Raw genomic sequence first — 20,936 nt, 5'->3', positions numbered from 1 at the left:
TACCTACCTCGCCAATTAGAAATATTGGCGAATAATACATTATTCTTAGAAACTAAAGTGAAACGCTAATTTTGACTCTTACTAAGGTTATCATACATGTTCGCAAATGCGTGGATTGAAACTTAGAAACTTCTAGTGAAACGCTAGACAAGATGAGGGTGGGGCTAGCCCCACCCTTTTCTCTTTCAAAAGACATTTCCAAGAGCATCAAACGGAACACCCTCTGTGTACAGCCCCAGCTTTTCGTCATAGAGCCCAGATGCGTCAATCTGCATATACAAACCAGGCACCGACGATATTTTTAAATCTCCTTGCTCAAGCATCTTGTCCGCCACCCGCTTGCGGATACTGACCGTATACCGCTGTAGTTTTCGCATCAACCACCGTTTTGGGCCTTTGACAGCCAAAGTAGCCAACAACATATCCAATTCATCTGCTACACAGGCATAACGAACAACAACAGTAGCGGCGTCTTCATCTTCGATCAGGTGGAATGCTTCTGCAGCGGTACGAAATTGCACGCTGAGCGTTCTCCGGTCATTGATGGTGAGCTTCTTGACAACTTCTTTGGCATCCAAATCCACCGAGTGGTAGAACTCTTTGAAGTACCGATCAAACAAGGCTCGCGCCAGAGGGTCGTGTGCTTGACCGCGCAGGGTCGAGATACATGCATCGGCCCCTTTGCGCAAATGCCCCAGTGGCGGCTTCTCTGGCGGCACAAACACCACCACGCGGCCCTTGCCGTTCAAACGCCCTTCGCGGTTGCAGCGGCCAGCGGCTTGGGCGATGGAGTCCAACCCGGCCAAGGCGCGGTAAACCACGGGGAAATCGATGTCCACGCCAGCCTCCACCAGTTGGGTGCTGACCACGCGCAGGGGCCGCTGGTCGCATCCCTCCCGCTTGGCTTTCAGGCGCGCTTTGATCTGGTCGATGACCTCTTTGCGGTGCGCGCCGCACATCAGGGCCGACAGGTGCAATGTATCGGCGGGCATCAAGCGTTGCAATTCACGGGCAGCCTTGCGGGTGCTGACAATGGCCAGCACACAGTCCTCTGCACTGAGCTGCGCGGCAATGTCTTCCCAAGCGGTGGGGGTGGTCCAGTCTGGTGGCAGTGTCACATCCACGCGCTTGAGGGCATCAAACAAGGCGTCGGGGTGGTCGATGATTTCGCGCACGTTTTCCAACCCACGCAGGTTCTTGTTGGCGTCGAAATAGGTGGTGCTGTTCAGCGCGGGCTGGGTGGCCGTGCACAGGACCACGGTCACGCCGTAGTGCGTCACCAGCAGGTTGAGTACATCCAGAATGGGTTGCAAAAACGCGGGAGGCAATTGCTGCGCCTCGTCCAGCACGATGACGCTGTTCACCAGGTTGTGCAGCTTGCGGCAGCGCGAGGTTTTGGCGGCAAATAGCGACTCGAACAATTGCACGTTGGTGGTCACTACCAGCGGCGCATCCCAGTTTTCGCATGCAAGGCGGCTGCGGGCGGTTTCGTCTTTTTCAGCGGCGTCGGCTTGGCTGTGATGCTCGATCAGCACTTCATCCCCCAATGCCTTGAACACCTCACGGAACACGTCCGCAGTTTGTTCGATGATGCTGGTGTAGGGGATGGCGTAGATGACGCGGCGTTTGCCATGCGCCTGCGCATGTTCCAGAGCGAAAGCCAGGCTGGACAGTGTTTTACCGCCGCCTGTGGGCACGGTGAGCGAGAAGAAGCCCGCTGGCAATGCCGCCTTGGTGCGGCACTGGCGCAGGACGTCGGCACGCAGTGTGTTGACTGATGTGTTTGCCGCTGGCAGCCCAGCCATGTGGGCATCAAATGCCTGCCGCATTTGCGCCAGCGTCGGAAAACCGTCGCGGCGGGCGGGTTTGTTTGCATCAAAGTGGGCTTCGGTGTCCAGAAAGTCGGCGTCTACCAAGCACGAGAACAGCATCCTTACCCACAAGGCAAAGCCGGGTGCGCCACCGGGAATCTGTGCTATCAAATCGCCATGCGCCAGGATGTTGGCAGGCGGACGGGCATCCAAGGCTTCTTTTAGTTCCAGCTGAGCGTCTTCGCTGTGCAGCCGCTCTTTCAGGCCGCCATCCCAATCGTCCAAACCCGCATGGTGACCCGCGATCAGGTAGGCGAGGATGTTGCCGTAAGGGCGATCTGGTTGGTTGAGTTGCTGCATGGCCCACAGTGCCCCGGCAGCGGAGTGGGTTTTCTCTCGCCCGCCCACTTTGCCTTCGATATGCGCATCGGTGTTGTCAGCCAGCCGTACATAGCGCTGAAACCCCGGTCGATACTTGCCCAAGTCATGCCACAAGCCCGCAGAATAGGCCCATCGCTGAGCCTGTGCGCCATGCTCAAAATCTTGCGAGAAACCTGCAGCCAGTGCTGCTACGGTCCGCAAGTGCTCTGTTAAAAGATGCCCACCCGAGTGGGCCAGCGGTTCTGCCAAGGTGTTTCCCCCTGAAGTTATTATTTCGCAACATGTTAGATGAAGCGTGGCCGCAAAAAGCCGTTAAAGACAAATTTTTAGGCAGTCAAAGCGCCCCGCAGCCGCTGGAGGTGGCGCTGTTGGCGTCGGTGTTTGTGGTGTCGGCTTGCGGGCTGGTGTATGAGTTGGCGGCGGGTGCGCTGGCGTCTTACTTGCTGGGCGACTCGGTGCTGCAGTTTTCCACCATCATCGGCACTTATCTGTTTGCCATGGGTGTAGGCTCGTATTTGTCGCGCTTTTTTGAGCGTCAGCTGCCTGCGCACTTTTTGCGTATAGAACTGCTTGTAGCCCTTATAGGTGGTGCGCTACCAGCTCTTTTATTTGTAGCTAACGCAGCTGTACCCGGTGCTTTTCGGGGGCTGCTGTACGGCTTGGTGCTGATGGTCGGCACGCTGGTGGGGCTGGAGATTGCGCTGGTCATGCGCATTCTCAAACGCAACGTGGCGCTGAAAGATTTGGTATCGCAGGTGCTCACTTTTGATTACCTGGGCGCGCTGGCGGTGTCGCTGGCGTTTCCGCTAGTGCTGGTGCCCCATCTTGGGCTGGTGCGCACCGGGCTGCTGTTTGGGCTGATGAGCGCGGTGATGGCGGCGTTCTCAGCCAGTGGCGGCGTGCCATAAGGGGTTGCGGTGCTGGGCGGTGGCGACGGCATGGCAATGCGTGAAAGCCTCAAGTACCCGGGCGTGGACAGCGTCACGCTGGTGGAGCTGGACCCGGCCATGACCAAATTGTTCAGGCATCAACCCGCGCTGGTCGAACTCAACCTTGGCTCGCTCAAGTCGTCCAAGGTCAGGGTCGCCAACGCTGACGCGTTCAAGAGGCTGGAAGACTCACCTGGTGTGTTTGACATGATCGTGGCCGACTTCCCCGACACGACCAACTTCAACATCGGCAAGCACTACACCAACTCGTTTTATGCCTTGTTGGACAAACACCTGGCGGCGAGCGGCTATGCGGTGATCCAGACCACCTCGCCACTGGTGGCGCGCCGCAGCTTCTAGACGGTGGTGACCAGCATCGAATGGGTATGGCTCACCGCCACGCCGAACCACGCACAAGTGCCGAGTTTTGGTGAATGGGGCTTTGTGGTGATAAGCCGCAGGCCGTATCGCCGACCAACTGCGCTGCCAGAGGGCTTGCGCTTTCTGGACCTGGTCAGCCTGCCAGCACTGTTTGACTTTCCGCTGGACATGGCGCGTGTGCCCGCCGCGGTAAACCGCCTGTCAAATCAGGTGATGGTCACCACTTACGAAGCTGAGAGGGGGCGAGTGGCGGGGCGCTGAATCTGCTGCATGTACTCGCTTTGCTGATTCTGGATCAACACACGATACGGCACAGACCAGTCGTACTGTTTCGAGCTTTGCTGCTCCTGGGCTTTGCTTGTTTCCAGCGCTTCTTTGGCTTGCACGCACAAAGAATCCTGCTCCCCAAAGCGCCGGTGAAGTTTGTTGCAAAGCCGATCCAGATTGTCCACGTGTCTTGACATGGCACCTCCTTGGTTTGAAGACGAGGCAAATGGTAATCACAGACTTCTTCCGGGCCAAGCGAAATTGCATGATGTTTGATCCCGCGCAAACTCGCCAGTGGAAAAAGCAACGGGTGCCTTGCCATAGGTCAAGACCTGTCATGAAGGGTTCACCAACTGACCCTATAAATGACCCATGAACTCTCAAAACAAGCTCCATGCCCGTGCGCTCTTGGCAGCACCTTCCAGTGACGCGCCCGGGAGCCAGAGCCGCAGTTTGAACCTTGTTGAGCAGCTCAAAGCGCATACCCTTGACCTGCTCGGGCCCGAGCGTGCAGACCAACCACCGCGCATCATGGTCACGCTGACCAAAGACGCTGCAAGTCATTTTTCAGCGGTCCAAGGGCTGGTCAGTGCCGGTATGGACATAGCCCGTATCAACTGCGCGCTTGACACGCCCGCGGATTGGCTGAGCATGGCGGCCCATGTGCGCCGTGCGGCTGAGGCGGCGCAGCGCCCGGTCAAAATTCTGGTGGTTTTGGCTGGCGCAAAAATTCGCACCGGCGAGGTGGCGCATCACACGCCGGTGTTGAAGTTGAAGCCTGCCAAAGATCAGCTGGGGCGGGTGGTTAGCCCGGCGCGCTTGCTCTTGCGGCCGATGCACAGCAACACCAGCTTGCCCGGTGTGGACCCCAGTGTGGGCGTGTGGGAGCCGTGGCTGGAGCGCCTGAAATCGGGCATGAGCCTGGACTTTGTCGATGCACGCGGTGCCAAGCGGCATTTGCAGGTCATCAAGCGTGACGAATTGGGCGCCATCACCGAATGCGCCCAAACCGCCTACCTGACCCCTGAGACGGTGCTGACGCTGGGCGGTGTCACCGGCAAAAAAAAGCACGCCACCCTGGTTTGCCAAATCGAAAGCCAGCCGAGCACGCTGCACCTATGCACGGGCGACGTGTTGCACCTCACCAAACCCAACGTTAACAGTGTGCCCGAGTTGCCCGCCGAGGACGCTGATGCCAGCCCGGGCGACCCATTGCAGATTTCCTGCACCGCGCCCCAAGTGATTGATCAGGTGAAGGTGGGCGAGCGCATCTGGTTTGACGGTGGCCGCATTGGCGGTGTGATCCGCCAAAAACACGCCGATTACCTGGCCATCGAGATCACCCAGGCGCGTGAAGGCGGCGACAAGCTCGCGAGTGACAAAAGCATCAACCTGCCCGACAGCCAGCTGGACCTGCCGCTGCTTAGTGCGAAAGATCTGGGCGATCTGGCAGTGATGGCGCCCTATGCTGACATCCTTAGCCTGTCTTTTGGGCTCTAGCCCTTGCTGGTAAAGCGCGGGTAGCTCTGTTTTTTGAAGCGCTAGAGCCGCTAAGCCTGGGTTAAAGACGCTGACACCGCCTTGTCACGAAGCCTCTTTAGCATCGCCCAGATATGCAAAAGATAGAGTTGATCTACTTCAACGCCGGAGGCGGTCACCGCGCGGCAGCCAAGGCTTTGAGCCAGGTGATGTTGGACACAGCCTGGCAGGTCAGCTTGGTGAATCTGGTGGACATTCTGGACCCCACGGCCTCATTTTCCAAAGTGATGGGCATGCAACCTGAGGACCTGTACAACAAGATGCTCGCCAGGGGCCTGACGCTGGGCATGGCCCAAGAGCTCAAGCTGCTTCAGGCGGGCATCAGGCTGGCGCACAAAGCCTTGGTCAAGCGCTTGAAAGCGCACTGGTTGACCAGCCAGCCCGACTTGGTGGTGTCACTCATTCCTAACTTCAACCGGGCCTTGTGCGAAAGCTTGACGCAGGCCATGCCGGTCACCCCTTTTGTCACCGTGATCACCGACATGGCGGACTACCCGCCGCACTTTTGGATCGAGCCCAGTCAGCCCCAGCACCTGGTCTGCGGCAGCGCGCATGCGGTGCAACAAGCCCTGGCAGCGGGTTGCTCGGTGGCGCAGGTGCACCAAACCTCGGGCATGATTTTGTCGCCACGTTTTTACGGTTGCCCTCCCATTGACCGCGCGGCGGAGCGCCAAAAGCACGGCTTGGCGGCGGACCAAACGGTGGGTTTGGTGATGTTTGGCGGCCATGGCTCGCGGGTGATGAAGCACATTTCAGCGCGGCTGGACGATGTGCCGCTGATTCTGATCTGCGGCAAAAACGCAGTACTGGCCAAGCAGTTGCGCGACACGCCTGCGCGGGCAGCGCGGGTGATTGTTGAGTTCACCGACGACATGGCTTACTGGATGCAGCTGGCAGACTTTTTCATCGGTAAGCCTGGTCCGGCCAGCTTGAGTGAGGCGGTTCACATGGGCTTGCCCGTGATCGTGACCCAGAATGCCTGGACCATGCCGCAGGAGCGCTGGAACACCGAGTGGGTGCGCAGCAACGGGCTGGGCGTGGTGCACCGCAGCTTTCGCACGGTGCGCGCCGCGGTACAAGAGATCGCGCGTGACCTGCCCATCTGGCAGAAGAACGTCAGACAAATCGACAACCGGGCGGTGTTTGAAGTGCCGCAGATTCTGGCGCATGTGCTGGCCCAATCAACACCACCTGACAGGCACTGCCCGCCAGGCGGGCGAATGGCGTCAGGCGCTTAACTCTGCTGATGTTCTGACCACCAGGCCCTTGTCGCTGGTTTTGGCATCGTGTTTGGCGCGCGCCGCCATGGATGCCACCTGTTCAGCGTTAGTGAACTCGTTATGGTTGATCTTGACCGCACCAATCGACAGCGTGGTGAGCGGGAAAAAGCGGGGCACACCGTAGCGGTCGTCTGCCTGAATGCCGCCTGCCGCACGGGCTGGCTCGTCGAACAGGTTGATCGCCTGGCTGGCAAATTCCGCAATGATGGACTCACATTGCGTCTGCCAGTTGTCGCTTTGGTACAGCAAGATGAAGTCATCGCCGCCCACGTGGCCCACAAAATCACAGCGCGGGTCGCAATGCGCCTGACACAACTTGGCCAGCAAGCGGATCATCTCGTCGCCGCGCCAATAACCATACTGGTCATTGAAGGGCTTGAAGTTGTTCAGATCTGCATAGCAGGCCACAAACCCCACGCCACGCGCCAGCAAGCGTTCTATATGCTGGCTGATCGGTATGTTGCCAGGCAGGTAGGTCAGGGGGTTAGCATGGCGCGCGGCTTCGATGCGGGTCTCAGTCACCGAGCGCACCAATTGGTCGCCAGTGCCGAGCCCCTCGTAGCGCCCGTTGTCGGTCACGATAAAGCCATCCGTCAAATAGCGCTGGTCTTCCGAGGTGAGGATGCCCACCAGTTCATCCACGTTGTGGTTGCGCTCAATGATGCGGGGGTCCAGATTGGCGTGCAACATACAAGACTTGCAGCCCCAGATTTCGCGGTAATACAGCTTGCTGTATTCGTTCATGAAAGCTGTGCGGTTGATGATGGCCACCGGCCGGGTGCCGTCCAGCACGGCCACGGCATGCAGCTTGGGCTGGTCAAAAAACAGCCGGGCGAGTTCATCGTTGGTAGCTTTCAGCCCAACCGTAGGGGCCTTGTTCACCGCCAGGCGGCTGATGGATCCGGCGTTGGCTGCACGCCGCAGCTCCGGGAAAACCGCCACCGTGTGGTCGTGAATAACCACCCGCGCTTTGGGTTGGATCTGGGCATATGGCAAGCGCGCCGGACGCCCCAACAAATAGCCTTGCCCATAGGGCAGGCCCAAATCGCGCAGCACCCGCAAATCGTCTTCGGTTTCAATGCCCTCGGCAATCAGCGATGTATCAAACACAGCCGCTATTTGCTGCAGGGCCTGAATGGTCTTGAGCTTGTCGGCATTCTGGCTGATGGCTTTGGTGAAGTATTTGTCGATCTTCACAAACTCGGGTTTGAGTTGCGACCACAGCCGCAGGCTGGAGCGCCCATCGCCAAAATCATCCAGCGCCAGCGACACACCGGCAGCCCGAATATCTTGCACCGCGCCGGCCAGGTAGTCCATGTCGGCTACACGCTCGTATTCGGTAATCTCCAGCACCAGCATGCGCAATGACACACCATAGGCTTTTGCCAGCCCCACCAGAATGTCACAGCCACATTGTTTGAGCACTTGCTGCAGCACGTCGGCGCTGATGTTCAAAAACAGGCGGCCTGGCTCGCCCAGGGCACCCCAGCGCTCGATGCCCAGCAAAACGCACTGGTTCTCAAACTCGAAATTCAGGTTCTCATGCTCGGCGGCCCGCAGCAGCGCGTCGGGGGAGTGAAAGGCAGTTTGCTCAGGGCCTCTGATCAGCGCTTCATGCGCGTAGATAGCGCCGTCACAAAGCGATGCAATCGGCTGAAATAGCGGGTAGAGATTTTTGCGCCGCAATATAGTCGCCAAGGGCCCGCGGCCGCGCCTGACGGCCGCTGATCCCAGGTCAATGGGTATCTCTGGTTCGGCCGACTCGACATCAGGCAGCAAGCAACCACCGTAAAGCCCATAGGCGGAAAGTGCAGACTGCAGCGCGGGTTGAGTGTTCATGGAACGTTATGAAAACATCTGACGGGGAAATGCTCAGTTTATGAAAGCCAAGTGACAACCGTGTGACAAGTGAGAAGGGCGAGTCAAAACCTTGACCGTGGTTGTTTAAACGGTATAAACTATTTACCCTGTTAAACCAAAGGAGCGCCTACTATGACCAGCACCACAACCACCACAACCGCGACCACAGAAGTCAAACCGGTTGCCAAATCCGTGACCAAACCGGCGAGAAACGTTGCTGCCAAACCGGTTGTGAAAGTCGCCGTCAAGCCGCAGCCTGAAAAGCCGGTCAAGGTCAAGAAGGCCAAGCTGGTGCGTGACAGTTTCACCATCCCCAAGCCAGAGTATCTGGTGCTGGATGAGCTGAAGCTGCGGGCGGTCAAGCTGTCCAGCCCAGCCAAGAAAACCGAGTTGATTCGTGCCGGCATCAAGGCCCTGGCAGCCATGTCGGATGCCAGCTTGCTGGCGGCTCTGAAGGCCGTCCCGGCAATCAAAACCGGCCGCCCCGCCAAGCCCTGAGCGTGCCTTGTGGGTTAGGCTGCTTCGTGCAGATTGACCCGCTCAGACTGGCCCTGCGTGGCGTGACCGGGTGCCAACCAGTGCACCAGTTCCAGTCGGCCGCTGTAATGTTCCACCAGCGCGGTGCAGCTTTCGACCCAGTCGCCGTCATTGCAATACAGCACACCATTTACTGTTCGCATTTCGGCGCGGTGGATGTGGCCACACACCACGCCATGGTGCCCGCGCCGCAGGGTTTCACGGGCAACTGCTTGCTCAAAGTCGTCCACGTACATCACCGCCTTCTTCACCTTGTGTTTCAGGTAGGCTGACAGCGACCAGTAGGGCAGGCCCATGCGAGCGCGCCAATGGTTCAAATGGCGGTTGAGCTTGAGTGTGAACTCGTACAGGTTGTCGCCTAGGTAGGCCAGCCACTTGGCGCACTGAATCACGCCATCAAAGCTGTCGCCATGGGTCACCCACAAGCGCTTGCCGTCAGCTGTGATATGCACCGGATCGTCTGCTACCTCAATACCGCCGAACTGGTGGCCGAAAAAGCCACGCGCAAACTCGTCGTGGTTGCCTGGCACGTAAATGATACGGCAGCCTTTGCGGGCGCAGCGCAGCAGTTTTTGCACTACATCGTTGTGAGAGGCGGGCCAGTGCCAACGTCGGCGCAACTGCCAGCCATCCACGATGTCACCCACCAAATACAGGTAGTCGCTGTTGTTGGCTTTGATGAAATCCAGCAACGCATGGGCCTGGCAGCCGGGTGTGCCCAAATGCAGGTCTGAAATAAAAATGGCGCGGTAGCGCTTTTGTGGTGGGGCCTCTGGGTCGGCATGGTCATGATGCATGGCCTGGCTGATCAGGGCCGCAGCCTCGCCAAGCGGTGCGCGCCGCATCACCCCGGAGAACGCCTGGCCAGATAGCGTAAAAGCAGTGGTCGGCGGTTGGATCATGTCGCGCTCCAGTTTTTGATACTGCATCGTCGCTAGTTAGGGTGACGTTACCAAGTCAAAAATAAGTAGATTCAGTGACGCCATCAGTTAAGTGCAGGCAACAAGGTTAAGGCTTTGGCGGGAAGCTGGAACTGGTTGGCGACATCTCTCAAACCACTGGCCTGGCCTTGCAAACTGCGCGCAGAGGCCGCCGCCTCCTGCATGGCAGCGGCGTTTTTCTGGGTCATCTGCTGCAGTTTGCTAACAGCGGCATTGATGCTGGCAATACTGCTGCTTTGAACACTGCTGCCGGTATGAATCTCGCTCATGCCCGAAGCCATGCGCTTTACCGAATGAAACAGCTGGCCCATGGCTTCGCGCGCTTGATCAGCCTTTTGGGTGCCAGTTTTGACGGTGATAGCAGACGCACCGATCAACGCCTTGATCTCACGCGCCGCCTGTGCTGACCGGTTCGCCAGCATGCGCACTTCTGACGCCACTACGGCAAACCCGCGCCCTTGCTCGCCGGCACGGGCTGCCTCCACGGCAGCATTGAGTGCCAGGATATTGGTTTGAAACGCAATGCTGTCGATCTCCGCAGTGATGTCCACAATTCGACGGGACGAGTCACTGATGTCGTTCATGGTTTGCATCACTTCAACCATGACCGCGCTGCCGGTACTGGCTTCCAGGGTTGCTGATTTGACCAATTCCTCGCTGCGGGCAACGGCTTCCAGCGAGGCGTGCAAGGCGCTGGCGACCTCGTCAATGGACCCGGCTGTCTGCTGCAAAAAGGAGCCAGCCAACTCGGTACGTCTTGAAAAATCAAGGTTGCCGGCGGCTATCTGTGTAGCTCCTTCGGCCACACTGTGGCTGGCATCCTGAACCTGGTCCACGAGTGCGTGCAGCGAGGCTTGCATACGTTTCAAGGCATGCAACAGTCTGCCAGCTTCATTGCGATCATGGCCGTCAATGCTGAATGTCAGGTCAAGCGATGCCACGCGATTGGCGGTGTCTAGCGCTTGCTGAATAGGTCGGGTGATATTGCGAACCAGCCAGAAGGTCAGCACCACGCCTAAGCCCAGCGAGGCCAGACCAAATGCCACCAGACCCCAACGCGCCGACAGGCTCAGTTGGGCAATGTCACTGGCAGAGTGCTCAATTTTCGTGCGTTGCGCCTGGCCCAATTGGTTGACCGCCGATTGCAGTGTGTCGGCTGCGGGCAAGAAGCGCTCTTGGTAGACGCGTTCAATGTTGGCGGTCAGGCCACCGTCTCGGGCTATGGTCAGTTCTTGCCGGGCGACCGAGAATGCGGTGTTCGCCTGGGTCATCTGCGCCAATATTTGCAAGTCTTCGGCGGTCGTCAAATTGCTGGCAAGCTGTTTCAACAGCACCTCTATTTGGCTTGCAGTCTCATTGATTTCCGGCAACAACGCGTCACCAACCTGTGGTTCAGAACTCAGCGCAAAGGCTTTGATGCGTGCCACGTTGATCACAATGTGGCGCTGTAGCTCGGCAGTCACACGCTCCGTGGACATCACCTGAGTCACCATCCTGTTGGTTTCGGTGGAGATATGGTTGAGCGACCAGAAGCCAATAGCAATACCCAGAAGAGCTATCGCCAGAACCAGTGAAAAAACCACGGTAATCTGGCGCGAAAACGATCCCCAGGCGCCCAAGGGTTGTGAAAAACGCTTTGGTGGCATGGATAGCCCCCCTTCAAGACAAGTCACCCAGACTGCTGGGGAAAACAAAAAACCCGACGGAATCACAGCATTTTGAGTAAATTTTGTGACAAAAAAAAGTCGGTTTGACTTTATGGGGAAGCTGCAGCTGGCGTTGAAAGAAGCGCAAGCCATTGCCTGACCTGTGCGGCGACCCACGGGCCATCATCCAGCGGCAAATCATGCCCGGCGCTGGGGTGAAGCCGCAGCGGGCACCCCCAGTTTTGCGCCAGCGACCGGGAGCAAGCGGCACAAACCAGGTGATCGTGCTCGCTGGCCAGCAACAGTGTGGGCACGGTGGGGCTGCCAGCGGGTGCCTGAAACCGCGCCGCGGCCAGCAATTGCCGCAAGGCGTTGGCCTGTGACACCGGCTGCTGCTGGCGCAGTTGCAGCCATAGCGGCAGCGCCGCCGTGCTGGCGCTGTTACTGGTCATGTGCAGGATGGCGCGCTCCCATGCCTCAGGAGTAGCGTTGGTCAGCAGCAGCCGCAAAAGCGTCGCGTAGTTGGCGGGCTGCAGCCGCTGGTAAAAAGGGCTGTAGGGCCGCAGGCTGGTGTTGATCAACACCTGGGCGGTCAACTCTTGCGGGTGTGCCTGTGCCCAGGCTACAGACACCATGGCGCCCAGCGACATGGCCAGCACCTGATAAGGTGGCGCGATGTGGCGCTGGGCCAACTGCGTGCGACAGTCTTCCACCATGTCTTCTACCCGGCTGTGACTGCTTCGGTGGTTTTGCAAGCCGTTGCCCGCCAGATCAAGCACCACCACGGGTTGGTTCGGGAAAACCTGCTGAAACTGCTCTACAAAGCCACCCCAGTGGCGGCTTTCGCGGGTGAGTCCGCGCAAAAAAATCCAGGGGTTTGCGGGCACGTCAGTACCAGTCCTGCAGGGCCTGTGCGTGGTGATGCGCACGCGTGGCCGGCGTGGGTAGCCACAGGTTGTGGCTACAGGCTGCGCGCGACAAAAAATCCAGTAGCAGCTGATGCTGGCGCAGCACCCGTTGCTGACGGTGTTCGATCAGGGGGTTGAAGATGCCGTGCCGCGAGAACAGCTGGCGCGGGTTTTTCTTGACCCACAGCCAGGAGCCCATCTCCAGCGTCAACGGCAAGAAAATCCGCCCGGGCTGCGCGCATGACTGCAGGTGCAGGTAATCCCACAGGTCGCCATGCGCCAGGTATTGCAGGCTTTGCGGCTCAATCAGATACCGGTGGTAGCTGTGCGACTGCACAAAAATCTCTTTCAACGCCTGCATTTCTGCCAAATGCACCATCGGGGCCCGCTTGTGGGCGTAGGGGAACCAGAGGCGGTCTAGCGCTCCAAAACCCGAGTGGCAGTCTACCGACAGGCTGAAATCGCGGCTCAGCAGCTCGGCGTTGACCACCTCACACACCGCCTGGTTTTCCGCCTCCATGCTCTGGTCTTTCGGCCCACGGTACCACGGCAGGCCGGCGCTGAAGCGCTGTCCACCAACCAGAAAGGGCACGGCTTCTGTGGCCTGCACTGGCGCGTTGCGCATCAAATCCACTCCCCCCGGGTTGGCGCGCGTGCCCAGCGCCATACCTCCCGGGTTGACGATGGGCATGAACACCAGCCGTAAATTTTCCAGTTGTCGGTGCAGCGTGCTGTCCCATTGCAGGCGCATGACAAGGCTGTGCAGGTAAGCAATCACCACCTCTGCGCCGATACGCTCCAGGCCATGCACGCCGCCAAAATAGCCCACCGCAGGAGCCTCCCTGGCAGGGTTGCCCAGCGTAATCACATAGACCGGGTAGTTGCCTTGGCCCGGCACGCTAACTTCACACACCACGCGCGCATGTAACCAGCCAGCGCCCAGCTCAATGATGCGCTCCAGCGCTTCAAGCTCGGGCAGTTTGGCGGCTGTCATGTAGCGGCCACCGCGTCTCTTGGGTACTGACACAAATACGTCATCATGGTTTGTTAACTTCCAAACAGTCGTTTTCACCAGACCCAAGACCTATGCGATTCAAGGCCAATTTTTTCAGGTTGTTAGCCATTCCCGCTTGCGTTGTCTGGGGAGTGATGGAGTTTGGCTGCCTGCAGCGCTCGCGCTGGGTGGCGCGTTGGGAGTCCTGGCCAACGCCACGGCCCTGAAGCGCGGCGCCTGCGCGCATCACACCTTTTTGGCTCTGATCTGGCGGCTCTCCAGATGTTTGAGCAGTAAAAACGTCGACACACCAATCAGACCGGCCCCCAATAAAAATCCTCCATAGGCGAGCGGCCACGGGATACCTTGCGTCATCATCGAAAACTCTGACATGCCGCCCATGCCCGCCAGGATGTTGATGGGGGTGAACACCACACCAAAAACGGTCAACTGGTTGATGCGTTTGTTCTGGTTGATGTTGATGAAGCCAATGGTGGCATCCATCAAAAAGTTGATCTTGTCAAACAGAAACGAGGTGTGGCTGTTTAGCGAGTCGATGTTGCGCAGAATCTGCCTGGCGTCGTCAAACTGCGTGGTTGTCAGGGTTTTGCTGCGGATCAAGTAGTTGATGGCGCGTTGGGTGTCAAGAATGTTTCCCCGGATGCGCCCATTCAGGTCTTCCTCTTCGGCAATGTCACCCAAAATGGCGGCGGCTTCCCGGTCGCTGATGGTTTCGCTCAGCACCTGGCGGCCCACTTTGCCAAGCGTGCCGTAAATATCTTCCAGCGAGTCGGCCGAATACTCCACATCGGCGCCATACAAGTCCAGCAGCACATCGGTGCAGTCAGACACATAACCGATCTGGGTGCGAGCGCGTCGGCGCTGCAATCTGAATACTGGTAGCTCTTCGTTGCGCAGCGAAAACAGAATGCCCTGGTGCAGGATGAACGCCACCGGCACGCTGCGCGAGTCACCCTCTTTGTCGAGCAGGAAATTGGAGTGCAGGTGGATCTCGCCGTTTTCTTCAATGCGGTAGCGCGAGCTGGCTTCCAGGTCGGTGATGTCGTCCGGGTCTGAAAAGCTCAGGCCAAAGTGCGCGCCCACATAGTGCCGCTCAGCCTTGCTGGCACCCAGCAGGTCGATCCAGATCGGGCTGATGCCTTCCAGGCTTTTACGCCCCGCAACTGCCATTTGCTGCAGCTTGCCTGCCACCAGCACAAACGCATTGATCTGGCTCTCGTTAAAAACCGGCTCCCGGTCGCCCACCAGCAACTCGCGCCGCGCGTCGCTCACTTCCCACAGGATGTCGTTTTGGCGGGCAACAGCAATCTGTTGCCAGAGCAGCTGCGCCTCGTCCACAGACAGTGCGTCCAGCAGGCTTCCCACCTCTGCGGCAGACAACTGCGCCAACATGTTTTGCAGTTCGGCCAGATGCTGGCGCTGTACCAGGGTCTCGACAACTTCCTGGCGGGGCATGGTTTGGTTGTGCACCATGCCGGCAACCCGCTTTTGCTTTTTGAGCATCTCTGACACTTGTTCTGCGGTCGCTGTCATGGTGCTCAGTGTCTAGGTGGTTTTGCGGGGGGGGGTCTCTTGCCAGAGATGGGCGTGGCGCTGTCCAAGCATGCCGCCCATTAGGTGTCGCAGCAGTATTGAACAGTACTATGAAGGATTTGTGACAAATTGAAGCTGTCACCGCTTTGACACAAGGCTTCCCTACCATGGGCTGAAGCATTGTGGAGAACAAGCATGGCATTTGATAACCGGCCCGACCCCGCCAGTAGCGCAGTCAGGCGGCCGCGTTTCGTCAGCCAGCTTACGCGCAACAGCTTTGCCATGATTCTGGAAGGCGCGCACAGCCAGGATTTGCATGAGTTGACCGACTGGCGCTCCAAGCCGGCAGTGTCGTTTGGCGGCAAATTCCGCCTGATTGACTTTGCGCTGTCCAACTGCGTGAATTCCGGCGTGCGGCGCGTGGGTGTCGCCACGCAGTACCGGGCGCAGAGCCTGATCCGGCATCTGCAACTGGGCTGGAGTTTTCTGGACGGTCGCCTGGGTGAGTTCATCGAGATCATGCCTGCCCAGCAACAGCTCAATGCGTCGCAGTGGTACCGGGGCACCGCAGATGCGGTGTTTCAGAACTGGCGCGAGGTGGCCCGTGCGGCACCAGATTACGTGCTGATCCTCGCTGGCGACCACATTTACCGCATGGACTACGGACGCTTGCTGGCCGAGCACGTGCAGCGCTGTGCCGACGCCACTCTGGCTTGCATCAGTTTGCCTGCCGCGCAGGCAAACCCGACAGGCGTGATGACGCTGGATGCGTTACAACGGGTGCTTCAGTTTCACACCGGGCCCGCCCTGCCCGGTGATCAGTCAGGCGATCAGTCGGCGGCCCTGACCAGCATGGGTATCTATGTTTTCAACACGGATTTTCTTTACCGGCAGCTGCAGCAAGACGCCGCCGATGCTGCGTCAGGCCATGATTTCCTTCGGGACGTGATACCCCGCTGCTTGGCGCAGGGAAGTGTTTACGCTCACCGGTTTGAGGACAGTCATGTGGGTGAGCCTGGCAAGCCCCCCTATTGGCGCGACGTTGGCACGCTGGACGCCTACTGGGAAGCCAACATGGACTTGGTGCAGGTGGACCCACACCTCAATGTGTACGACAAGCAGTGGCCCATCTGGACCTGGCAGCCGCAAAGTCCACCCGCCAAATTTGTCTTCAACGACGAGCAGCGCTGCGGCGTGGCGCTGGACGCCATGGTGGCGGGGGGCTGCATCATCAGCGGTGCCACCGTCAGGCGGTCGATGGTGTTTCCGAATGTGCGGATGCATAGCTATTCGCTGGTGCAAGACTGCGTGGTGCTCTCAGGCGTGCAGATCGGCAGGCACTGCGCCCTTCAAAAATGCATTATTGACAAAAACTGCACGATTCCCGACGGCACCCAGATTGGTCTTGATCCGCTGGAAGACGCCAAGCGGTATCACGTGACGCCTTTGGGTGTGACACTGGTGACACGGGTGATGCTGGGTCAAGAGAAAAGCCTGCTGGACTGAACCAGTCAGGTTGGCCAAAAAGGCCGGTGATGCGAGCGCTGCATTGGCGAGCTGGCGACTACAGTGTGGGCAAGCAAAACAATCGCGCCAATCGGTGCATTGCGCACACCCACTTTCCCCAAGCACCCACACACCATGAGCAAGGCCTTCACCAAAGAGACAGACAACGACGATGACGACGAGCTGAGCCTGCCGCCACTGCCCGCCGGAGGCAAAAACTACATCACCCCCACAGGCTTCGCCACCCTGCGCGCCGAGCTCAAGGAGCTGGTGGAAGTGGAGCGCCCGAAGATCGTCGAGGTGGTCCACTGGGCCGCCAGCAATGGCGACCGCTCGGAGAACGGTGACTACCACTACGGCAAAAAGCGCCTGCGCGAGATTGACCGGCGCATTCGCTTTCTGATCAAGCGCCTGGAGATCGCCGTGGTGGCCGACCCCGCGCTGCACCACGGCAACACGCAAATTTACTTTGGCGCCAACGTCACGTACGTGGACGAAGAGGGTGTGCAGCGCACCGTCAAAATTGTCGGCATTGATGAGGCCAACAGCGCAGCGGGCGAAGTGAGCTGGATCTCGCCCATCGCCCGCACGCTGCTCAAAGCGTTTGAGGGCGACGTGCTCAAACTGGTGATGCCGGGTCGGGTGGATGAGATTGAGGTGCTGCGGGTCAGCTACCCCGCGCCGCTGGCCGAGTGATCACGGCTTTGACGTTATGTTGCCCGCCACGACGAATCGCCGCCCCGCAGGTCCAGTCACGTATCAAAAAATCACATCAAACCTGACGCAAAATGTCTACAAGGGGTGACCGGGCTTGAGTTCGGTCCATTAGGTCCTGCGCTGCTACTGGGCCTGTAGCGGCAATATGCGGCGCAACTCGTCTTCGCTGATGATTTCAAACACTCGCACCACTTTTTGCGCACCACTGGTAGAGCGGGTGATGTCGGTGGCGCGGTCTGCCTCGCGCTGGGTGACCCGCCCCATCAAATAGACGGTGCCGCGCTCGGTGACCACCTTGAGCGAATTGACAAACAGGTCCTTGGCGTCAACAAACGCTGCCTTGACACGGCCGGTAACCAGCGTGTCAGAGGAGCGCTGCGTCAGGGTTGAGTTGCCCAGCACAGCCAACTCGTTCACCGTTGACTGCACGTTTTCCACGCGCGACACCACTTGCTCCACCAGTTGACGATCCTGCGCCGAGGGCACTTCACCGGTCAGCAATACACGCCGGTTGTAGCTGGTCACGTTTACATGCACGCGGTCACCCAGGTTGTCGCGGATGCGGCTGGCAGCGCGCAACTCGATGCTTTCGTCTTCCAGCTGGGCACCCGAGGTGCGGCGGTCGGTGGCCACCAGGCCGGTCATCACCGCACCGCCCACCAACACGGGAAAACAGGCGGTCAGGCTGCTGCCCAGAACAACAGTGAGCGTCAAAAGGGTTAAAAGTCGACATGTGGGGTAGGTCATAAAGTGCTTTCAGTGTCACCAAGTAACAAATCATCCACCGCGTCGCACAGGCAGTGCAGCGTCAGCAGGTGAACTTCTTGAACGCGGGCGGTGCGGTCGTGCGGCACGCAAATGTGAACATCCGTATCGCGTAACGCCCGGGTCATCTTGCCGCCACCGCGCCCGCTCAGGCCGATGATGACCATCTCGCGCTCGTGAGCGGCTTCGATGGCTTTAAGGACATTTTCGGAATTTCCACTGGTGGTGATGGCGAGCAGCACGTCGCCAGCTTGCCCGAGCGCACGCACCTGGCGCGAAAAGATGACGCTGAAGCCGTAGTCGTTGGCGACCGCTGTCAGGATGGAGCTGTCAGTGGTCAGGGCGATGGCCGCCAGTTCAGGGCGTTCGCGTTCAAAGCGGCCGACGAATTCCGCGGCGAAATGTTGGGCGTCGGCAGCAGACCCACCGTTGCCGCAAATTAGCACCTTGCCGCCACTGGTCACACATGTCAAAAGGGCCTGCACGGCATCTGCAATGGGCTTACTCAGAAGAGGCGCAGCTTGGTATTTCAGGTCGGCGCTATCAATAAAGTGTTGTTGGATTCGTTGCTCTAGCATGCGGCCGATGATACCCGGCTGCATTTGGCCACATTTGCCAGCAGGGTGTCTGAAAACGCTTTTCTCAAAGCGTTACCTTCGCGCTCACCCGGCGTCAAACGCGCCCTGCAGCCACGTCACCACACCCGCCTCAACGCTCACCACGTCAAAACGGCAGGCTGGCAGGCGCGGCAAACGCATCAAATAGTGGCGGGCAGCAAACACGATGCGTCGCTGTTTGAGGGCGCTGACGCTGGCGGCCGCCCCGCCATGGCTGGCTGAGCGGCGCTGGCGCACCTCGACAAACACACAGGTGCCGTCGGGCGCGCGCATGATCAGGTCGACTTCGCCGCCACCGCGCCCTGGCGTCCGATAATTGCGCTCCAGCAGCACCAGCCCGGCACGCTGTAAATGGCGCAGGGCCAGCGCCTCGGCCGCATCACCTGCTTGCTTGGTGGTGCTGGGTTTGAGTTGCGCCTGCGCTTGAGGAAGAACCATTGATGAGCACCCATGCGTCCGTTATTGCCGCCAACTTTGCCACCGCCCTGCTCGGTGCCAGGGAAGCTGCTGCAAGCCAGAATTATCCACCTGCAGCCTTGTATGTGGTGGCCACGCCCATTGGCAATCTGGCCGACATGACCCTGCGCGCGCTACACCTGCTGCAACTCGCTGACGTGGTGGCGTGTGAGGACACCCGACACACGCAGGCGCTGTTTCGCGCTTACGGCATCGACAAAGGCGCAGCACCCTGGCTGGCGGTGCACCAGCACAACGAAGCACAGGCGGTGCAGCGCGTGCTGGATCGCTTGACGCTGGGGCAGCGCGTGGCCTATGTGAGCGATGCCGGCACGCCCGCCATCAGCGACCCGGGCGCACGTTTGGTGGCCGGTGTGCGCCAAGCCGGATTCAAAGTGGTGCCCATCCCCGGCGCCAGTAGCGTCACCACCGTGCTGAGCGCGGCTGGTGTGGGCGCCGACCCCAGCGCACAGGGCGGTTTTGTGTTCGCCGGCTTTTTGCCGAGCAAAGCCACCGAGCGCACCCAAGCGGTGCTGGCTTTGGTATCAGAGGCACGGGCCGTGGTGCTGCTGGAGGCACCACACCGCATTGAAGCCCTGGCGCAAGCCCTGGCAGCGCTGGGTGAACGCCCGCTGACCGTGGGGCGCGAACTGACCAAACAGTTCGAAGAGATCGTCACCCTGCCTGCCAGCCAGCTGCCACACTGGCTGGCCACGGACGCCAACCACACACGCGGAGAATTTGCGCTGGTGCTGCACCCTGCCGACACCAGCAGCCAAACCCAGAGTGACAGCCGGGTGCTGCGCTTGCTGCTGGCAGAACTGCCCCTAAAAACAGCGGTCAAACTGGCAGCCGACATCACCGGCGAGCCACGCAATGCCTTATACCAGCAGGCTCTGGCTCTCAAAACGGATACCACCGAGCCGCACGACTGAGCGCCAGCTTGCCGCTCAGCCCGGCCGGGAGCGGGCGTATAAGGGCAGCACCTTGGGCAAATTGGCTTCGATATCGGCAATTCGGGTGGGCCCGGCCGGATGGGTCGACAACCACTGCGGTGGTGCGCCTCTGCTGGCAATGGCCATTTTTTGCCACAGGCTAACCCCGGCACGAGGGTCAAACCCGGCACGCGCTGCCAGTTCCATGCCCACCAGATCGGCCTCGGACTCGTCACTACGGCTGAACTGCAAGCTGAGCAACTGGGCGCCATAGTTGGCGACTGTTTGGCCCAGTTCGCCCAAGCCCAGCACCTGGCTGAGCAAGGTCGCCCCAATGCCGGTTGCCGCGTTTTTGCCCATGCGCTCGCGGGCATGCTCGCGCAGGGCGTGAGCCACTTCGTGCCCCATCACCGTGGCGGCCTCGTCGTCGGTCAGCTTGAGCTGGTCCAGGATGCCGGTGTAAAACGCGATCTTGCCCCCAGGCATGCAAAAGGCGTTGATCTGCTTGCTGGCAATCAGGTTGACCTCCCAATTCCAGTCGCGTGCGCGGGGATTCCAACTCAAGGCATGGGGAATGGTTTTTGTCGCAATCGCCCGCAAACGCTTGACCTGCGGGTGGTCTCTGCCCGCCAGCGCCTTCTGGGCTGCGGCCTGCTGCATCATCTGGGCGTATTGCGCAGCAGCAGACTTCTCGATGGTTTCAGCCGGTATCAGCTTGGTAAAGACCGAGTTGCGCCCGACATCCACACTTTCCGCCTGGGCCAGTTGCAGCCCAGCACCCGGCACCAGCAGCGACAAGGCCGCACCTTGCAGCAGCAAGCGCCGCCTGGCGCAAAAAAGGCAACTGTAATGCTCTGTAGTCGTCAAGTTAAATCCTCCAAAAAGATGGTGCTGCCGGGCAAAGTGGCACGG

17 protein-coding genes and 1 pseudogene are annotated in these 20,936 nt (G+C 59.4%); 7 read left to right on the top strand and 11 right to left on the bottom strand.

Translation table 11 applies throughout. From position 1 onward, the window contains the following. Nucleotides 1–185: 185 nt before the first annotated feature. The gene (locus BLL52_RS06520; RefSeq protein ID WP_075585867.1) at nt 186–2,441 is read right to left on the bottom strand and encodes a CRISPR-associated helicase/endonuclease Cas3; all 2,256 of its coding nucleotides are present in this window, start codon (nt 2,439–2,441) and stop codon (nt 186–188) included. Between the two features lie 32 nt (nt 2,442–2,473). On the opposite strand from BLL52_RS06520, the pseudogene BLL52_RS06515 reads away from it, so the two are divergent. The 3 genes and pseudogenes from BLL52_RS06515 to BLL52_RS06500 all read left to right on the top strand — a co-directional run bounded on the left by BLL52_RS06515 (nt 2,474) and on the right by BLL52_RS06500 (nt 6,546). Beyond that, nucleotides 2,474–3,763, top strand: a pseudogene (locus BLL52_RS06515) (spermine/spermidine synthase domain-containing protein). 378 nt (nt 3,764–4,141) lie between these two features. After that, a complete protein-coding gene (locus BLL52_RS06505; protein WP_075585865.1) occupies nt 4,142–5,269 on the top strand; it encodes a pyruvate kinase in 1,128 nt (375 codons plus the stop codon). A 113-nt stretch (nt 5,270–5,382) separates the two neighbouring features. Further along, nucleotides 5,383–6,546: a glycosyltransferase gene (locus tag BLL52_RS06500; RefSeq protein WP_075585864.1), complete on the top strand. Its 1,164-nt coding sequence runs from the start codon at nt 5,383–5,385 to the stop codon at nt 6,544–6,546. Here BLL52_RS06500 and BLL52_RS06495 read toward each other — a convergent pair. Beyond that, nucleotides 6,535–8,427: an EAL domain-containing protein gene (locus BLL52_RS06495; protein WP_083633815.1), complete on the bottom strand. Its 1,893-nt coding sequence runs from the start codon at nt 8,425–8,427 to the stop codon at nt 6,535–6,537. The genes BLL52_RS06500 and BLL52_RS06495 overlap by 12 nt on opposite strands. A 153-nt stretch (nt 8,428–8,580) precedes the next feature. On the opposite strand from BLL52_RS06495, the gene BLL52_RS21325 reads away from it, so the two are divergent. Beyond that, nucleotides 8,581–8,946: a hypothetical protein gene (locus BLL52_RS21325; protein WP_075585863.1), complete on the top strand. Its 366-nt coding sequence runs from the start codon at nt 8,581–8,583 to the stop codon at nt 8,944–8,946. 14 nt (nt 8,947–8,960) lie between these two features. Here the strand turns inward: BLL52_RS21325 and BLL52_RS06485 are convergent, their stop codons facing one another. The 5 genes from BLL52_RS06485 to BLL52_RS06465 all read right to left on the bottom strand — a co-directional run bounded on the left by BLL52_RS06485 (nt 8,961) and on the right by BLL52_RS06465 (nt 15,028). Next, a complete protein-coding gene (locus BLL52_RS06485; RefSeq protein ID WP_420852619.1) occupies nt 8,961–9,887 on the bottom strand; it encodes a UDP-2,3-diacylglucosamine diphosphatase in 927 nt (308 codons plus the stop codon). Between the two features lie 83 nt (nt 9,888–9,970). Further along, a complete protein-coding gene (locus BLL52_RS06480; protein WP_075585862.1) occupies nt 9,971–11,572 on the bottom strand; it encodes a methyl-accepting chemotaxis protein in 1,602 nt (533 codons plus the stop codon). Between the two features lie 110 nt (nt 11,573–11,682). Continuing rightward, nucleotides 11,683–12,459 carry an alpha/beta fold hydrolase gene (locus BLL52_RS06475; protein WP_075585861.1) on the bottom strand — a complete coding sequence of 259 codons (777 nt, stop codon included), beginning with the start codon at nt 12,457–12,459 and terminating at the stop codon, nt 11,683–11,685. Between the two features lies 1 nt (nt 12,460). Next, the gene (locus BLL52_RS06470) at nt 12,461–13,474 is read right to left on the bottom strand and encodes a M14 family zinc carboxypeptidase (RefSeq protein ID WP_075585860.1); all 1,014 of its coding nucleotides are present in this window, start codon (nt 13,472–13,474) and stop codon (nt 12,461–12,463) included. 246 nt (nt 13,475–13,720) lie between these two features. After that, a complete protein-coding gene (locus BLL52_RS06465) occupies nt 13,721–15,028 on the bottom strand; it encodes a magnesium and cobalt transport protein CorA (RefSeq protein WP_075585859.1) in 1,308 nt (435 codons plus the stop codon). A 195-nt stretch (nt 15,029–15,223) separates the two neighbouring features. Between BLL52_RS06465 and glgC the strand changes: the two genes are divergently transcribed. Both glgC and greB read left to right on the top strand, forming a co-directional pair. Continuing rightward, the gene (gene glgC / locus BLL52_RS06460) at nt 15,224–16,534 is read left to right on the top strand and encodes a glucose-1-phosphate adenylyltransferase (RefSeq protein WP_075585858.1); all 1,311 of its coding nucleotides are present in this window, start codon (nt 15,224–15,226) and stop codon (nt 16,532–16,534) included. Between the two features lie 135 nt (nt 16,535–16,669). After that, nucleotides 16,670–17,230, top strand: coding sequence for a transcription elongation factor GreB (greB, locus tag BLL52_RS06455; RefSeq protein ID WP_075585857.1), 561 nt, complete (start codon nt 16,670–16,672; stop codon nt 17,228–17,230). A 144-nt stretch (nt 17,231–17,374) separates the two neighbouring features. Here greB and BLL52_RS06450 read toward each other — a convergent pair whose 3' ends face one another. From BLL52_RS06450 to BLL52_RS06440, 3 genes are all read right to left on the bottom strand, one after another. Then, a complete protein-coding gene (locus BLL52_RS06450) occupies nt 17,375–17,998 on the bottom strand; it encodes a BON domain-containing protein (RefSeq protein ID WP_075585856.1) in 624 nt (207 codons plus the stop codon). Beyond that, on the bottom strand, nt 17,995–18,594 hold the full coding sequence (locus BLL52_RS06445; RefSeq protein ID WP_075585915.1) for a phosphoheptose isomerase: 600 nt from the start codon (nt 18,592–18,594) through the stop codon (nt 17,995–17,997). The genes BLL52_RS06450 and BLL52_RS06445 overlap by 4 nt, the downstream gene beginning before the upstream one ends. Before the next feature lie 84 nt (nt 18,595–18,678). Next, nucleotides 18,679–19,071: a YraN family protein gene (locus BLL52_RS06440; RefSeq protein ID WP_075585855.1), complete on the bottom strand. Its 393-nt coding sequence runs from the start codon at nt 19,069–19,071 to the stop codon at nt 18,679–18,681. Nucleotides 19,072–19,073: 2 nt separating this feature from the next. Between BLL52_RS06440 and rsmI the strand changes: the two genes are divergently transcribed. Next, nucleotides 19,074–20,024: a 16S rRNA (cytidine(1402)-2'-O)-methyltransferase gene (rsmI, locus tag BLL52_RS06435; protein ID WP_075585854.1), complete on the top strand. Its 951-nt coding sequence runs from the start codon at nt 19,074–19,076 to the stop codon at nt 20,022–20,024. Between the two features lie 15 nt (nt 20,025–20,039). Here the strand turns inward: rsmI and BLL52_RS06430 are convergent, their stop codons facing one another. Continuing rightward, on the bottom strand, nt 20,040–20,891 hold the full coding sequence (locus BLL52_RS06430) for a M48 family metallopeptidase (RefSeq protein ID WP_075585853.1): 852 nt from the start codon (nt 20,889–20,891) through the stop codon (nt 20,040–20,042). Nucleotides 20,892–20,936 lie beyond the last annotated feature (45 nt).

Origin of the sequence: Rhodoferax antarcticus ANT.BR (assembly GCF_001938565.1) — a bacterium.
Classification (GTDB): domain Bacteria; phylum Pseudomonadota; class Gammaproteobacteria; order Burkholderiales; family Burkholderiaceae_C; genus Rhodoferax; species Rhodoferax antarcticus.
The sequence above is the reverse complement of the archived record's forward strand: the minus strand, read 5'-3'. Positions and strand labels throughout refer to the sequence as shown.

Bases quoted from the DNA above. Each gene is read 5' to 3' on its own strand.
- BLL52_RS06440 (WP_075585855.1), bottom strand. From the start codon at position 19,071: ATGGTTCTTCCTCAAGCGCAGGCGCAACTCAAACCCAGCACCACCAAG.
- BLL52_RS06500 (WP_075585864.1), top strand. From the start codon at position 5,383: ATGCAAAAGATAGAGTTGATCTACTTCAACGCCGGAGGCGGTCACCGC.
- BLL52_RS06505 (WP_075585865.1), top strand. From the start codon at position 4,142: ATGAACTCTCAAAACAAGCTCCATGCCCGTGCGCTCTTGGCAGCACCT.
- glgC (WP_075585858.1), top strand. From the start codon at position 15,224: ATGGCATTTGATAACCGGCCCGACCCCGCCAGTAGCGCAGTCAGGCGG.
- BLL52_RS06445 (WP_075585915.1), bottom strand. From the start codon at position 18,594: ATGCTAGAGCAACGAATCCAACAACACTTTATTGATAGCGCCGACCTG.
- BLL52_RS06480 (WP_075585862.1), bottom strand. From the start codon at position 11,572: ATGCCACCAAAGCGTTTTTCACAACCCTTGGGCGCCTGGGGATCGTTT.
- greB (WP_075585857.1), top strand. From the start codon at position 16,670: ATGAGCAAGGCCTTCACCAAAGAGACAGACAACGACGATGACGACGAG.
- BLL52_RS06470 (WP_075585860.1), bottom strand. From the start codon at position 13,474: ATGACAGCCGCCAAACTGCCCGAGCTTGAAGCGCTGGAGCGCATCATT.
- BLL52_RS21325 (WP_075585863.1), top strand. From the start codon at position 8,581: ATGACCAGCACCACAACCACCACAACCGCGACCACAGAAGTCAAACCG.
- BLL52_RS06485 (WP_420852619.1), bottom strand. From the start codon at position 9,887: ATGATCCAACCGCCGACCACTGCTTTTACGCTATCTGGCCAGGCGTTC.
- BLL52_RS06450 (WP_075585856.1), bottom strand. From the start codon at position 17,998: ATGACCTACCCCACATGTCGACTTTTAACCCTTTTGACGCTCACTGTT.
- rsmI (WP_075585854.1), top strand. From the start codon at position 19,074: ATGAGCACCCATGCGTCCGTTATTGCCGCCAACTTTGCCACCGCCCTG.
- BLL52_RS06495 (WP_083633815.1), bottom strand. From the start codon at position 8,427: ATGAACACTCAACCCGCGCTGCAGTCTGCACTTTCCGCCTATGGGCTT.
- BLL52_RS06465 (WP_075585859.1), bottom strand. From the start codon at position 15,028: ATGACAGCGACCGCAGAACAAGTGTCAGAGATGCTCAAAAAGCAAAAG.